Origin of the sequence: Gellertiella hungarica, from assembly GCF_014197145.1 — a bacterium.
GTDB lineage: Bacteria > Pseudomonadota > Alphaproteobacteria > Rhizobiales > Rhizobiaceae > Gellertiella > Gellertiella hungarica.
This window is the reverse complement of record NZ_JACIEZ010000004.1, coordinates 202,496-216,926: the sequence shown is the minus strand read 5'-3', so window position 1 is coordinate 216,926 and position 14,431 is coordinate 202,496. Positions and strand designations below refer to the sequence as shown.

The 14,431-nt window shown below is 61.6% G+C and carries 15 protein-coding genes and 1 pseudogene; 5 read left to right on the top strand and 11 right to left on the bottom strand.

Going from position 1 to position 14,431, the window contains the following annotated elements; all coding sequences use genetic code 11:
• The first annotated feature begins 132 nt into the window (after nucleotides 1–132).
• The 4 genes and pseudogenes from GGR23_RS12365 (at nucleotide 133) to GGR23_RS12350 (ending at nucleotide 6,037) form a co-directional block, all read left to right on the top strand.
• Nucleotides 133–1,548 (top strand): annotated as a pseudogene (locus tag GGR23_RS12365) (ammonium transporter).
• A gap of 218 nt (nucleotides 1,549–1,766) precedes the next feature.
• A complete protein-coding gene (locus tag GGR23_RS12360; protein WP_183366592.1) occupies nucleotides 1,767–4,457 on the top strand; it encodes an FtsK/SpoIIIE family DNA translocase in 2,691 nt (896 codons plus the stop codon).
• An 83-nt stretch (nucleotides 4,458–4,540) separates the two neighbouring features.
• A complete protein-coding gene (locus GGR23_RS12355; protein ID WP_183366591.1) occupies nucleotides 4,541–5,224 on the top strand; it encodes an outer membrane lipoprotein carrier protein LolA in 684 nt (227 codons plus the stop codon).
• Between the two features lie 9 nt (nucleotides 5,225–5,233).
• Complete coding sequence (locus GGR23_RS12350) at nucleotides 5,234–6,037, top strand: exodeoxyribonuclease III (protein WP_183366590.1); 804 nt, start codon at nucleotides 5,234–5,236, stop codon at nucleotides 6,035–6,037.
• Between the two features lie 7 nt (nucleotides 6,038–6,044).
• Here GGR23_RS12350 and GGR23_RS12345 read toward each other — a convergent pair whose 3' ends face one another.
• Nucleotides 6,045–6,500, bottom strand: a complete 456-nt coding sequence (locus GGR23_RS12345) for a cyclic nucleotide-binding domain-containing protein (protein WP_183366589.1) — start codon at nucleotides 6,498–6,500, stop codon at nucleotides 6,045–6,047.
• 9 nt (nucleotides 6,501–6,509) lie between these two features.
• Complete coding sequence (locus tag GGR23_RS12340; RefSeq protein WP_183366588.1) at nucleotides 6,510–7,193, bottom strand: response regulator transcription factor; 684 nt, start codon at nucleotides 7,191–7,193, stop codon at nucleotides 6,510–6,512.
• A gap of 152 nt (nucleotides 7,194–7,345) precedes the next feature.
• Here GGR23_RS12340 and GGR23_RS12335 point away from each other — a divergent pair, with 152 nt between their 5' ends.
• Nucleotides 7,346–7,861 (top strand): L,D-transpeptidase family protein, encoded by a 516-nt coding sequence (locus tag GGR23_RS12335; protein WP_343066679.1) that lies wholly within the window; start codon nucleotides 7,346–7,348, stop codon nucleotides 7,859–7,861.
• A gap of 49 nt (nucleotides 7,862–7,910) precedes the next feature.
• On the opposite strand, the gene leuC is transcribed toward GGR23_RS12335, so the two are convergent.
• From leuC to rpsP, 9 genes are all read right to left on the bottom strand, one after another.
• The gene (gene leuC / locus GGR23_RS12330) at nucleotides 7,911–9,320 is read right to left on the bottom strand and encodes a 3-isopropylmalate dehydratase large subunit (RefSeq protein ID WP_183366586.1); all 1,410 of its coding nucleotides are present in this window, start codon (nucleotides 9,318–9,320) and stop codon (nucleotides 7,911–7,913) included.
• 70 nt (nucleotides 9,321–9,390) lie between these two features.
• Nucleotides 9,391–9,513 carry a hypothetical protein gene (locus tag GGR23_RS23450; protein ID WP_281375723.1) on the bottom strand — a complete coding sequence of 41 codons (123 nt, stop codon included), beginning with the start codon at nucleotides 9,511–9,513 and terminating at the stop codon, nucleotides 9,391–9,393.
• 49 nt (nucleotides 9,514–9,562) lie between these two features.
• The gene (locus tag GGR23_RS12325; protein ID WP_183366585.1) at nucleotides 9,563–10,201 is read right to left on the bottom strand and encodes a class I SAM-dependent DNA methyltransferase; all 639 of its coding nucleotides are present in this window, start codon (nucleotides 10,199–10,201) and stop codon (nucleotides 9,563–9,565) included.
• Complete coding sequence (locus GGR23_RS12320; protein ID WP_183366584.1) at nucleotides 10,198–11,019, bottom strand: amino acid ABC transporter permease; 822 nt, start codon at nucleotides 11,017–11,019, stop codon at nucleotides 10,198–10,200. Before GGR23_RS12320 ends, GGR23_RS12325 begins: the two co-directional genes overlap by 4 nt.
• A 37-nt stretch (nucleotides 11,020–11,056) precedes the next feature.
• A complete protein-coding gene (locus GGR23_RS12315) occupies nucleotides 11,057–11,854 on the bottom strand; it encodes a basic amino acid ABC transporter substrate-binding protein (protein WP_183366583.1) in 798 nt (265 codons plus the stop codon).
• A gap of 143 nt (nucleotides 11,855–11,997) precedes the next feature.
• A complete protein-coding gene (gene rplS, locus GGR23_RS12310) occupies nucleotides 11,998–12,489 on the bottom strand; it encodes a 50S ribosomal protein L19 (protein ID WP_183366582.1) in 492 nt (163 codons plus the stop codon).
• Between the two features lie 183 nt (nucleotides 12,490–12,672).
• Nucleotides 12,673–13,398, bottom strand: coding sequence for a tRNA (guanosine(37)-N1)-methyltransferase TrmD (gene trmD, locus GGR23_RS12305; protein ID WP_183366581.1), 726 nt, complete (start codon nucleotides 13,396–13,398; stop codon nucleotides 12,673–12,675).
• Nucleotides 13,395–13,964: a ribosome maturation factor RimM gene (rimM, locus tag GGR23_RS12300; protein ID WP_183366580.1), complete on the bottom strand. Its 570-nt coding sequence runs from the start codon at nucleotides 13,962–13,964 to the stop codon at nucleotides 13,395–13,397. The genes trmD and rimM overlap by 4 nt, the downstream gene beginning before the upstream one ends.
• 81 nt (nucleotides 13,965–14,045) lie before the next feature.
• Nucleotides 14,046–14,408: a 30S ribosomal protein S16 gene (gene rpsP / locus GGR23_RS12295; RefSeq protein WP_183366579.1), complete on the bottom strand. Its 363-nt coding sequence runs from the start codon at nucleotides 14,406–14,408 to the stop codon at nucleotides 14,046–14,048.
• Between the last annotated feature and the right edge of the window lie 23 nt (nucleotides 14,409–14,431).

Below are 14,431 nucleotides of genomic sequence, written 5' to 3'. Positions count from 1 at the left end.
CCAGCCATCGGCCGAGACGGTCGGGCTGGATGCTGTTTCGGAGAAGGCATCCTGTTGGCTGATCCATGGCTGCAGGATGATCAGCGGCAGGGCCGCGAATGAGCTTGGAGGCGTCCAGTGAGGAATACATCAATGCCAGGTTTTCGTTTATCCCCGACCGTTGCTCGCCTTGTGGCGACGGCTGCCGGGCTCGTACTTCCGGCAGTCGCCTGGGCATAGGATGCGGCTGCGGCCGCAGCTCCGGCAGCCCCCGTACCGGACAAGGGTGACACCACATGGATGCTGATTTCCAGCGTGCTGGTGCTTCTCATGATTGTGCCTGGCCTCGGCCTCTTCTACGGCGGTCTCGTGCGTGCGAAGAACATGCTGTCGGTGCTCATGCAGGTCATGATGATCGCCGCGATCGCGATCATCGTCTGGGTGGCTTTCGGCTACTCGCTTGCCTTCACGGCCGGCGGAAGCCTCAACAGTTTCATCGGCGGCTTCTCCAAGGCTTTCCTTGCAGGTGTGGATCCTTCCACCACCGTGGAGACCTTTAGCAAGGGCGTGGTGATCCCGGAACTCACCTTCATCTGCTTCCAGATGACCTTTGCGGCCATCACGCCGGCCCTCATCATCGGTGCCTTCGCAGAGCGCATCAAGTTTTCTGCCGCCCTGCTCTTTTCCACGCTCTGGCTGATCGTCGTCTACCTGCCGGTGGCGCACATGGTCTGGTTCTGGGGTGGTCCGAGCGCCTATGCTGATCCGGCAGGCCTGATCTTCTCCTTCGGCGCCATCGATTTTGCCGGCGGCACCGTGGTTCATATCAATGCGGGTGTTGCCGGTCTTGTCGGCGCCCTCATGGTCGGCAAGCGCGTCGGCTATGGCCGCGACATGATGGCCCCGCATTCGCTGACGCTCACTCTCGTTGGCGCTGGCCTGCTCTGGGTTGGCTGGTTCGGCTTCAATGCCGGATCGAACCTGGAATCGAACGGCTACGCGGCGCTGGCGATGATCAACACCTTCGTCGCAACGGCTGCAGCGGTGGTATCCTGGACGATCGTCGAGGCGCTTGCGCGCGGCAAGGCATCGCTTCTGGGTGCTGTATCCGGTGCGGTCGCCGGTCTCGTGGTAATCACGCCTGCCGCAGGCTTTGCCGGTCCGATGGGCGCAATCGTGATGGGTCTCGTCGTCTCGCCGGTCTGCTATTTCTTCGTCTCCACGGTCAAGAACAAGTTCGGTTATGACGACACCGCCGATGTCTTCGGCGTGCATGGGGTGGGCGGCATCATCGGTGCTCTCCTGACCGGGGTCTTCGTCAACCCGGCACTGGGCGGCGCGGGCATCGTCGACTATTCGACTGCGGATTTCGCCGCCGGTTACGCCGGGACTGCTGCCCAGGTTCTCTCGCAAGCCAAGGGTGTGCTGGTCACCGTGCTCTGGTCGGGTATCGGCTCCGCCATCCTCTACAAGATCGTGGACCTGGTGGTTGGTCTGCGTGTTAGCACCGAGTCGGAGCGGGAAGGTCTCGACCTCTCCTCCCATGGCGAGGCTGCCTATCATTCCTGAAGTCGGCATCCTTGAGACCGATCTTCAGACCCGGGCCGAAAGGTCCGGGTTTTTTTGTTTCGGGGATCCTGTCCTGCGGGTTGCAGCCATCATCCTGCAACGCATGGTTAATAAGGCTTTAACTCTCCTTGGTTTACCATCCGTTTCAATCAGCGAATCCGCCCAGAGCGCAGATCCGTGCGCGTCACCAAGGGACAGGTCAAGGAACGGGAAGAAACATGAGCAGAAGCTACACCGGTGCATCGGATCCCCGCGTCAGCCGCTTCACGCTTTCGACCTTCCTCTGGCGCCAGACCCAGGTGCTGCTCGGCCTGTCGATCTTCGGGCTGATAGCGCTCGGCGTGGCTGCCCTTGCGACCTGGAATGTTTCCGATCCCAGTCCCTCCTATGCGACAAGCAATCTGCCCACCAATCTGATGGGATATACGGGAGCTGCCTTTGCGGATGTGGTGATGCAGTTCTTCGGCCTGGCGGGTGTCGTGGCTTTTCTGCCGGTCTTGTCCTGGTCGCTCGCGCTGATCACCGGACGCAGAATTCACCGCATGCCGCAACGGATCGCTGCCTGGCTCGTTGCCGCCATCATCGGCGCGGCCGTGATGGGGTGCTTTCCCCCGCCGAAGACCTGGCCGATCCCGAACGGCATCGGGGGTGTGATCGGCGACATGATCCTTCGTTTCCCGGCGCTCTTCATCGGTTCTTATCCAACCGGGATGTTCGCCATGGCCCTCGGTGGCATTCTTGCCATTCCGGCTGCGGGTCTGCTTCTCTTCGCCAGCGGCCTGATCGGCAACGGTTCTCCGGTCGATGAGGATGAGCCCGTGGTGGCGATGCCTGGCAAGGCGCGGACGGTCGGAGACGAGCTGGACGAGGATGAGCGGGAGGGTTTCGCGACCTTCGTATACGGCTGGGCCACCCATGCCTGGTACACTGTCCAGGCGCGCCTGCGCCGCCTCTTCGGGATCGCCGCCAGAAAACCGCGTACGGCCCGCGGCATCGACGAGCCCTATGATTTCAACGAAGACGAATTCACCACGCTGAACGGCGGACGGTCCGTACCCAAGTCGGTGCCTAGAGCCGCCTCCCGGGAGCGCCTGGAGCCTACGCTCGAGCCCGATCTGGAGCGTGCCTCCAGCCCCGGGCGCCGTGTCGTTGCGCCGCCGCCCATCCATGGCGGGGAGGATGATGATCTCCCCTTCGACATGGATCTTCCGCGTCCCGCCGGTATTCTCCCGGATGACGACGATGAGGATTTCGCGGCCGATGCACGCATGGCGCAAAGGGCAGACCGGCGCAGCATCACCCCATCCAGCCGCGCGCCCGTCCCGCGCGCGCAAGTCCAGCCAGCCGCGCCGGCCTTCAAGCCGGGACCGGGCCGGCCGGGCGTATTCGAACTTCCGGATATTCGCCTCCTCGCCGAGCCGCGCGCGGCCGTTCGCGACCATTCTCTCAACGAGGACGCGCTGGAACAGAACGCGCGCATGCTGGAGGGCGTGCTGGAAGACTTCGGCGTGAAGGGCGAGATCATCCACGTTCACCCGGGCCCGGTTGTCACCCTTTATGAACTCGAACCGGCACCGGGCATCAAGTCGTCGCGGGTCATCGGTCTTGCCGATGACATCGCACGGTCAATGAGTGCCATTGCGGCCCGCGTTGCCGTTGTTCCCGGCAGGAATGCCATCGGCATCGAACTTCCGAACCAGACCAGGGAAACCGTCTTCCTCCGGGAGCTGATCGGATCGAAGGATTTCGGGGGCTCGAAGGCAAAGCTTGCCATGGCTCTCGGAAAGACGATCGGCGGGGAGCCTGTCATCGCCGATCTGGCCAAGATGCCCCACCTACTCGTTGCCGGTACGACGGGTTCCGGCAAATCCGTTGCCATCAACACCATGATCCTGTCGCTCCTCTACCGCATGACGCCGGAGCAGTGCCGCCTGATCATGATCGATCCGAAGATGCTCGAACTCTCCGTCTATGACGGCATTCCGCACCTTCTCTCGCCCGTCGTGACGGACCCCAAGAAGGCCGTGGTTGCGCTGAAATGGACCGTCCGCGAGATGGAAGAGCGCTACAAGAAGATGTCGAAGATCGGTGTCCGCAACATCGACGGCTTCAATTCGCGTGTGGAGCAGGCCATCGCGCGGGGCGAGACCATCACCCGTACAGTCCAGACCGGTTTCGATCGCGAGACCGGCGAAGCCATGTACGAGACGGAAGAATTCGATCTCCAGCCCATTCCGTACATCGTCGTCATCATCGACGAGATGGCCGACCTGATGATGGTCGCAGGAAAGGATATCGAGGGAGCGGTTCAGCGCCTCGCGCAGATGGCGCGTGCGGCCGGCATCCACGTGATCATGGCGACCCAGCGCCCCTCGGTGGATGTCATCACTGGTACGATCAAGGCAAACTTCCCGACACGCATTTCCTTCCAGGTAACTTCCAAGATCGACAGCCGCACCATCCTGGGCGAGCAGGGAGCCGAGCAGCTCCTGGGCATGGGCGACATGCTCTACATGGCCGGCGGCGGGCGCATACAGCGTGTCCACGGGCCGTTCGTGTCGGATCATGAGGTGGAGGAAATCGTTTCCTACTTGAAAACCCAGGGGGCTCCCCAATATCTCGATGCAATCACCGCCGATGACGAGGAAGACATGGGCGGAGGTGGTTCCGGCCCAGCCGGCACGGGCAATCTCGGGGAGTCCGACGACCCCTACGATCAGGCCGTTGCCATCGTTCTGCGCGACGGGAAGGCGTCCACCTCCTACATCCAGCGCCGCCTCGGGATCGGTTATAACCGTGCTGCGTCGCTCATCGAGCGCATGGAGCAGGAAGGCCTGATCGGACCGGCAAACCATGCTGGAAAGCGCGAAATCCTGGTTCCGACCGAAGCAGACATCATCGAGCGCTGAGCCCTGCGAGAGCCGATGCGCTTCTGGTCGCCATGAAGCCGCCCCGTTTCTGCGGCACCTGTCGACCGACAAAGGAGAATTACATGACTGAGTGTGGAGCCAAGCCCGGATTCGATGGGGAGCAGTTGTCACGGGGCGCAGGTTTGACGCGCCGGGCCTTTACCGGGCTGGTGCTGACGGGTGCACTTGGTCTCGCCCTGCCGGCCCTGCTTCCTGCCCCGGCTTCGGCGCAGGCATTGTCCGCGTCGACGGCACAGAAAATTGCCGACCATTTCTCTTCGGTGAAGACGATGCAGGGGGAGTTTGTCCAGTTTGGCCCCCGCGGCGAGCAAACGGGCGGCAAGTTTTTCATTCAGCGCCCCGGCAAGCTGCGTTTCAACTATGACGAACCCTCGCCCATGCGGGTGATCGCGGATGGGCGCAACGTGGTCATCGGGAATCAGAAACTGAAGACATGGGACATCTATCCGCTTTCCAAAACGCCCCTGACGCTGCTTCTTGCCGAGCGTATCGACCTGTCCAACGACATGGTGCGAAAGGTGAAGGAAGACCCGGATCTGACGACCATCGTGCTCGGCAACAAGACCATCTTCGGCGATTCGCTGATCACCATGATGTTCGACACCAAGACCTATGATCTTCGCCAGTGGACGATCACCGACGCGCAGGCTAAGGAAACCTCCGTGATCATCATGAACGTCCAGACCGGTGTGCAGTTCGACGACCGCGTGTTCCGGCTGCCCGAGGGAGCGGGCGTCAGAAACTGACAGGGCGCCATGACCTTTTCCATAACCACCTGGAACATCAATTCCGTGCGGCTGCGGATGCCGATCGTCGAGCAGTTGCTCAAGGAGCGGCAGCCCGACGTCCTGTGTCTCCAGGAAACGAAATGCCCGAACGAGCTGTTTCCCTTCGAGCCGTTCCGCGCGCTCGGCTACGAGCACATCGAGATCCACGGACAGAAGGGGTATCACGGCGTCGCCGTGATTTCGAAACTGCCTCTCTCCGAAGGGCACCGCAGAGATTACTGCTCGGTCGGCGACGCGCGACACATCTCCGTCTTTCTGTCACCCGGCGGAAAGCGCATCCGCCTCCATAATTTCTATGTTCCGGCCGGAGGCGATGAGCCTGACCGTTCCGTCAATCCGAAGTTTGGTCACAAACTCGATTTTGTGGAAGAGATGCGCGCGCTTCGGGCTGACTCCGAGGACGGTGTTTCCTCCATTCTGGTGGGGGACCTGAACATCGCTCCGCTTGAACATGACGTCTGGTCGCACAAGCAGATGCTGAAGATCGTCAGCCACACGCCGGTCGAAACGGAAGGGCTGCTGGCGGTCATGCGTGAGGGCAACTGGCTCGATCTGATGCGCGCGCATGTCCCACATCACGAGAAGCTTTACACGTGGTGGAGCTACCGCGCGAAGGACTGGGCTGCTGCCGACCGGGGTCGGCGGCTGGATCATATCTGGTCCTCGCCTGATCTCGGCCCTCATCTGAAGGCGATCGAGGTGCTCAAGGAAGCCCGCGGGTGGGAAAGGCCCTCGGACCACGTGCCGGTTACAGCCGTCTTCGACTTCTGAACGCGGCTCAGCCGAAAACAGAGCGAAGCTTGGTCAATTCGCTGACCAGTCCCTGAATGTTGTCGCGGATCCGGTCTTCCACCATGGCCGCGACGTCGGGATATTCTTCCATCAGGCGCTGGAAGAGCGGCCGGGGAATCCGGATGACCTCGCTGTCTTCCACCGCCTGTGCCGTGTATTTCCGCTCGACCAGTGTGATCAGAGCCAACTCGGACAACAGGGTACCCGGGCCGACCTTGCCTTCGGACCGCGTCTTTCCGTTCTTGGCATGCGACAGAAGTTCGATCTGGCCGCTTGCCACCACGTAGGCGCATTCTGCTGGCGATTTCTCGCGAAACAGGGTCATGCCAGCCAGAAGCGCGCGCCGCTCGGCTCCGAAGCTCAGGAGCCTCAGCTGATCCTCGTTCAGCCCCTGAAAGAGCGGTACGGTCGACAGGAGCCGGATATCGTCGTGAAGAGCCATTGTCCCTCCTCAGGGCACTATCTTGTAGCCGCCGTTTTCGGTGACGAGGATCTCGGCATTGGACGGGTCCCTCTCGATTTTCTGGCGCAGGCGATAGACATGGGTTTCGAGCGTATGGGTAGTAACGCCCGAATTGTACCCCCAGACTTCTTCGAGGAGAACGTCGCGCGTCACGACTTTCTGCCCCGCCCTGTAGAGGTAACGAATGATCGCCGCTTCCTTCTCCGTCAGCCGGATTTTCTGGCCATTCTCCGTCGTAAGCAGTTTCTGGCTGGGCTTGAACAGGTAAGGCCCTACCGTGAAGGTGGCATCCTCACTCTGCTCGTGCTGACGCAGCTGGGTGCGAATCCGCGCGAGGAGGACCGCAAACCGAAACGGCTTGGCCACGTAATCATTGGCGCCGGCTTCCAGGCCGAGAATCGTGTCGGCATCCGTATCGTGTCCGGTCAGCATGATGATCGGAGCCTTGAAGCCATCCTTGCGAAGCTGGCGCACGGCCTCGCGCCCGTCCATGTCCGGCAGGCCCACATCCATGATCACAAGGTCCGTCGTCTGGCTCTTGACCGCTTCGATGCCACCCTGGGCAGTCGCCTGCTGCGCGACCTGAAATTCCTCATGAAGCGCCAACTGTTCCATCAGGGTCTCGCGCAGATCGTCATCATCATCCACGAGCAGGATCGTGCGGGGCGCCATATGCAAAGTCTCCGTATGCCTCTTGAAAGTCCTACGCTAAAATGACCTTTTGGCAAGACTGGCGAGGAGATAGGGGGCGTGTTGTCCTCTTTTAAGTCACGGGGGAGAAGAAATTGCGGCGTGTTCGGCAAAAGGCAGGAAAAACCGGAGATGTGCCGCTGGTGGTGCGGCGCGTGCCCGGGGGCAAACACCGCGCCGTGCTGCAGGTGGGGGCGCTCATCTTCCCTGCCGCCATCGGCCGGTCCGGTATCGTTGCCGTCAAACGGGAAGGCGACGGAGGAACACCCCTTGCAACGATGCGGCTGCTCGGCGGTTATGTGCGGCGGGATCGGGGGCATGTACCCCGGAGCCGGCTTCCGCTGGCCTCGACAGGCAGCAGGGACCTGTGGTGCGATGCGCCGGGTCATGCCTGCTACAACAGGCCGGTCAAGGCCCCTTTCGGCTGCAGCCATGAGGTGATGCAGCGTGAGGACGAGCTCTATGATATCTCCCTTGTTCTTGACTGGAACATCACCTCGCGCAGGCAAGGCAGGGGATCGGCGATATTCTTCCACCTCATCCGTCCCGGCTATCAACCGACGGCGGGCTGCGTGGCAATCGCAAGGCGCGACATGGTGCGCCTCCTGCCGCACCTCAAGCGTGGCACGAGGCTCAGGGTCATGAAATGAAAAAGGCCGGGGTTACCCGGCCTTTCTGGGATGGCGGCTTGCTGCCGGATCACTTCCAGTCGCGGATGTCGACGAAATGACCTGCAATGGCTGCTGCTGCTGCCATGGCCGGCGACACGAGATGGGTACGGCCCTTGTAGCCCTGGCGGCCTTCGAAATTGCGGTTCGAGGTCGAAGCGCAACGTTCACCGGGCTTGAGGCGGTCGTCGTTCATCGCCAGGCACATGGAACAGCCCGGTTCGCGCCAGTCGAAGCCGGCTTCCTTGAAGATCTTGTCGAGGCCTTCAGCTTCTGCCTGTTCCTTCACGAGGCCGGAGCCCGGAACGATCATGGCGGAAACGGTCGGGGCGACCTTCCTGCCTTCGACAACCTTGGCGGCTGCGCGGAGGTCTTCGATGCGGCCGTTGGTGCACGAGCCGATGAAGACGCGGTCGATCGCGATATCCGTAATCTTGGTGCCCGGCTTGAGGCCCATGTAGTCGAGAGCCCGCCACTTGGAGGCGCGCTTGGTTTCGTCCTGGATATCGTCGGGGTTCGGAACGGTGCCGGTGACCGAGACGACGTCCTCCGGAGAAGAGCCCCAGGATACGATGGGCGGCAGGTTGGCAGCGTCGAGAACGACAACGCGGTCGAAATGCGCGCCTTCGTCGGTCTTCAGGGTCTTCCAGTAGGCAACGGCTTGATCCCATGCCTCACCCTTCGGCGCGCGGGGCTTGTCCTTGATGTATTCGAAGGTCTTCTCGTCAGGGGCGATCAGACCTGCGCGGGCGCCGCCTTCGATGGTCATGTTGCAGACCGTCATACGACCTTCCATCGACAGCGAGCGGATGGCTTCGCCCGCAAATTCGATCACGTGGCCGGTGCCGCCGGCAGTGCCGATTTCGCCGATGATGGCGAGAATGATGTCCTTTGCCGTGACGCCTTCCGGAAGCTGGCCATCGACACGCACCAGCATGTTCTTCGCCTTCTTCTGGATCAGGGTCTGCGTGGCGAGCACGTGCTCGACTTCCGAGGTGCCGATGCCATGCGCAAGTGCGCCGAAGGCCCCGTGCGTCGACGTGTGGCTGTCACCGCACACGATGGTCATGCCCGGCAGCGTGAAGCCCTGCTCCGGCCCGACGATGTGAACGATGCCCTGGCGCTTGTCCTTCTCGGAATAATACTCCACGCCGAACTCGGCGGCATTGTTGGCCAGCGCCTCAACCTGGATGCGGCTTTCCTCGTTCTTGATGCCGGTATGGCGGTCAGGTGAGGTCGGAACATTGTGGTCGACAACGGCGAGCGTCTTCTGCGGAGCGCGCACCTTGCGGCCGGCCATGCGCAGACCTTCGAAAGCCTGCGGGCTCGTCACTTCGTGAACCAGGTGGCGGTCGATGTAGAGCAGGCAGGTGCCGTCTTCCTGCTGGTCGACCACGTGGTCGGCCCAGATCTTGTCATAGAGAGTGCTCGGTGCGCTCATGGGATGTCATCCGTTTCTTGAGGTATTTGGGGAAAGCGAGGGCGGAGCACCGCTCCGCAGGCAGCACCGGTCAGCGCGCGCGGCCGTTGATCGCGCCAGCGCTGAACGCGAAGAAGCGTGCCGGCAGGCGCTTGTGGTCCTGCAGGATGATGGCGGCAAGCCGATAGCGGGTCGCGTGAGGCGTCGTTTCCATGAGGGCCTCATAGCAAGAATTGGGCTTTTCGGCAATGAAATTTCAGGTGTCAGGCCATGCTGCGCTGAAATACGAAAGCCTTTACCAGCACATCGGGCTCGGCAATCGCGAAGGCGCGGAAGAGTGGGCTTTCCTCGACCGAGGTCCAGTCCCGCGAGCCGACAAGGGTCTCGATTTCGCGGCCGAAGCCGTTCTTCTCCAATATGCTGTCCCGGACGGTGAAGATGAGATGCCCACCCGCCCGAACGATCCGGGCCAGCTCTGAAATGCTTGAAGCCGGCGCATGACCTTCGGTGAAGACGCCCGTCGAGAAGACGGCGGTAAACTGCTCGTCGGCAAAGGGAAGCGGGTTCCCCAGCACGCCCACTGTCAGGTCGGCATAGCATCCGCGGTTGCGGGCAATGGCGAGCATGTCCGGAGCCATGTCGAGCCCCGCGAGACGGCTGTAACCAAGCGCGGCCAGATAGGGGCCGGTCAGGCCCGTACCGCAGCCGGCATCCAGCAGAAGACTGTCTTTTCTTGGAACGTAGCGGGCAATGAAGGCGGTGATGACGAAGGGCAGGCAATACCCGAGGGAAAGTGTCTCGCGGTCGTAATCGTCTGCCCAGGCGGAATAGGCTTCCGCGAGTTCGTCCGTTGCCCTGGCTGCATAGACCTTCTCGAGCCCTTCGCTCATCCTTCCGCTCATTCCTGGTATCTCCGGCGCATGCGCTTCTCGAAACCTCGCAGCATGAGCGACAGCCCCACCGTCAACAGGAGGTAAATGCAGGCTATGATGGAATAGGTCTCGAAGAAACGGAAGGAGCCCGACGCGTAAACCTTGCCCATCTGCGTTATATCTGCCACCCCCAGCACCGATACCAGCGAGCTGTCCTTGGTCATGGCAACGAAGTCGTTGGAGAGCGGCGGAAAGATCACGCGGATCGCCTGAGGAAACACCACCAGCCGGAAGCGTTGGCGTCCGTTCAGGCCAAGGGCTTTTGCGGCTTCGATCTGCCCTTTGTCCACGGACTGGATGCCCGCGCGGAAGATTTCCGCGATGAACGGGGAGTAGCCTATGCCAAGAGCAAAGATCGCCCGCCACATGAGCGAGACTTCCCGCACCATCAGCGCCCGCGCATAGCCTGCCTCGATCATCGGGGAGAGAATCCAGTTATAGGCCGCTACAAAGGCCGGGGCACCGACGAAAGCGATGTAGAAGAGAAGCACCAGAACCGGGATGCCCCGGATGACCTCCACATAAAAACGCGCCGCCTGCCTCAGGGCAACACTCCGCGACAGGCCGAGCAGGGCAATGCCAAGGCCCACCGCAATGGCTATGCAATAGCCGGCGATGGTGACGAAGATGGTTACGCCAACGCCGGTGATGACGGTCGAGAACACTTGGGCATAGAGGTCGTTGAGGGCGATGACCGCCGTCAGGACCAAGCCGATTGCAATCAGGGCGAAGAGCCACCACGGCCGTTCGCCCTGATCAGAGCTTCCTGGGAGGGTCTGGAAGCTCATGAGCCGAAGCCAGCGTCTGGATGATGCATGGCGCCGTTCACTGGCCCATCTTGTAATCGAGGAACCACTTCTTGTTGAGGGCATCCAGCGTGCCATCGGCCTTGAGAGCGGCAATGGCCGCGTTCACCGGGGCAACAAGGTCGGATCCCTTGGGGAAGATGAAACCGAAATCTTCCGTTCCGAGCGGGCCACCGATCAGCTTCAGCCCCCCATTGGAGGCGTCCACATAGCCCTTGCCGGCGGTGCCATCGGTGAGGACCGTATCCACGTCACCGGCCTTGAGAGCCTGGACGGTCGCGCCGAAAGTCTCGAAAAGCTTGATGCGAGGGTTCTGTTCGTTGCCGTCGAGGATCTCGTAAACGGCGGTGTAGAACGGCGTGGTACCCGGCTGTGCGCCGACGAGGCCGTCCTTGAACGCGGCAAAGCTCTTTGCATCGGTAAAGCGGCTTTCGTCCCCACGGACGAGCATGAACTGCTCGGAGCACATATAGGGGTCCGAGAAGTCGACCTTCTCCTTCCGCTCTTCCTTGATGGTGATGCCCGTCATGCCGATATTGTACTGGTTATCCGAGACCGCCTGGATCATCGCATCCCAGCTGGTGTTCTGATACTCCACCTTGAAGTTCAGCCGCTTCGCGATCTCGTTCATGGCGTCATATTCCCAGCCGATCTGCTGGCCGGACTTGGGATCGATGAACTGCAGGGGCGGATAGGCGTTCTCGGTAACGACGGTGACTGTCCGGCCCTTCAGGTCCGGCAGATCGGCGGCCGTTGCAGCGAGGGGTGCCAGCGCGGCGACAGCCATTGCGGCGAGGACGGTACGTCTGGACAACATGTCTGATTTCTCCCGTTTTTTACTGTTTGGTCAGAAAGTGTCACAGTTCGCTTCGGGCTGGCAAGAGCGGTCAGCCGCGTTTAGCGGCAAAAACAAAAAAGGCGGCCCGAGGGCCGCCCTGTTCATGGAAAATATTTCCAGTCTTATTCGCCAGCGGCTTCCGCTGCTGCCTTTTCAGCGGCGAGTGCCTGAGCGGCTGCAACCTTCTCGGCTTCGATGCGAGCCTTTTCCTCGGCAACGGCGGCGCGCTCTGCATCATTGAGCTTGCGGGCGCGGGTGCCGGTGTTTTCGGAGATGCGGGCTGCCTTGCCGCGCAGGTCGCGCAGGTAGTAGAGCTTTGCGCGACGGACCTTACCACGGCGAACGACTTCAACGCCTTCGACCAGCGGGGAGTAAACCGGGAATACGCGCTCGACGCCTTCGCCGTAGGAGATCTTGCGAACGGTGAAGCTCTCGTTGAGGCCGCCGCCGGAACGGGCGATGCAAACGCCTTCGTAAGCCTGAACGCGGGTACGGTTGCCTTCCGTCACGCGCACGTTGACGCGAACGGTGTCGCCCGGAGAGAATTCGGGAAGGGTGCGCTTTTCGGCGATCTTGGCAGCCTGTTCGGCTTCCAGCTGCTGAATGATGTTCATCGGTCTAACCTTTCGATTTCTTCTGAAACAGCCAGAGCGCTCACGTTGATCTTTGGCATCAAGGCCTTGGGACCATGCCCTTGAAGGGCAGGAGCGGGTACGCCATTCTTTGTTTGGTGGCAGACGGGGCAAACCCCATTTCCGCGCGAGCCTCTACACCAAAAGAGGGGGCTTGTCACCCCGTCAGCGGGGCTTTTTGTCCTTCTCTGCCGGTTCCGCCGCCGCCAGGAGTTCGGGACGGCGCGCCCGGGTCAGTTTTACCGCCTCCTCATGGCGCCATCGGGCGATGGCCGCGTGGTTTCCCGAAGTCAGGACGGCCGGAATTTCGCGGCCCTCGAAGACCTGCGGCCGGGTGTAGTGGGGATGCTCCAGAAGACCGCCTTCGAAGCTCTCGTGCAGGCCTGATTGCTCGTTGCCCATCACGCCGGGAAGAATGCGGACGATCGCATCGAGCACGATCAGCGCGGCAGGTTCGCCGCCCGAAAGGATATAGTCGCCAATGGAGACTTCCTCGAGGTCCCGGGCCTCGATGATCCTCTGGTCGACGCCTTCGAAGCGGCCACAGATGATGACGACGCCCGGGCCGCAGGCGAGTTCGCGAACGCGTTTCTGGGTCAGAGGGCGTCCTCGCGGGCTCATGAGAATGCGTGGTCGCGGATCTTCTGGTCCCAGACTGTCGATGGCCTTGGCGAGAATGTCCGGCTTCAGCACCATTCCGGCACCGCCGCCGGCCGGCGTGTCGTCCACGGTGCGATGGCGATCGGTGGCAAATTCGCGGATCTGCACCGTTTCCAGCGACCAGTCCCCGCGTTCGAGCGCTTTTCCTGCAAGAGAATGGCCGAGATGACCGGGAAACATGTCGGGATAGAGGGTGAGAATGCTCGCCCGGAAAGCCGCCGCATCGCTCACTTGCGGGGTTCCCCGCCGGAAATCGACGGCGGAAGCCCGTCGGAGGGGCCTTCCGTCAGGCCGGCTGCGACGGGATCGACGAGCATTTTTCCCGCATCCAGATCGATTTCCAGAACAGCGGCCTCGGAGAAGGGAATGAGTGCCGGTCGACGGCCCTGCCCCTTCAGCTCCAGAAGGTCGCCTGCGCCAAAATCATAGATGCCGCTTACATGTCCCCAGGACCGCCCCTCGGCGTCGACCGCTTCCAGCCCCTCCAGATCGGCGAAGTAGAACTCGTCTTCCTCGAGCTCCTCATCGGGCAGGTTGGCCCGATCGATGTAAAGATCGAGGCCGTTCAGGCTTTCGGCCGCTGTACGGTCATTGATTCCGCGGAAGCGAACGATAACCATGTTCTTCGCCTCGCGCATGTCGAGGATCTCGAAGATCCGCCCATCGGTGGCATGCAGGTTGCCATAGTCGCCAAGGGCCAGGGGATCGTCCGTATAGGATTTTACCCTCACTTCGCCGCGCAATCCCTGGGCTGCACCCACGGTGGCGATCAGTACGGGGTTTTCAAGCTTTGCCATCAATGTCTTCCATTCCGGCAGCAACAAACAGAAAGGGCGGCATGATAACATGCCGCCCGTCTCTCTTACCAGCGATGCAGATTATTCTGCAGCGGCGGCAGCGGCATCTTCTGCCTTCTGCTTCTTCTCGGCGGCGCGTTCCAGAGCCTTCTTGCCCGGCTTTGCCTTTTCCGGGTTGGAGCGGGCGGCACGCTTGGCAAGACCAGCCTGGTCGAGGAAGCGCAGGACGCGGTCGGTCGGCTGAGCGCCGTTGGCGATCCAGTGCTGCACGCGCTCGGCATTCAGCTCAACGCGCTTTTCGTCGTCCTTGCCGAGCATCGGGTTCCAGGAGCCGAGCTTTTCGAGGAAGCGGCCATCGCGCGGCGAACGGGCGTCTGCAACGACGATGTGGTAGTAGGGGCGCTTCTTCGAACCACCACGGGCGAGACGGATTTTCAGGGACATGGCATTACTCCTTCAAGTGCTTT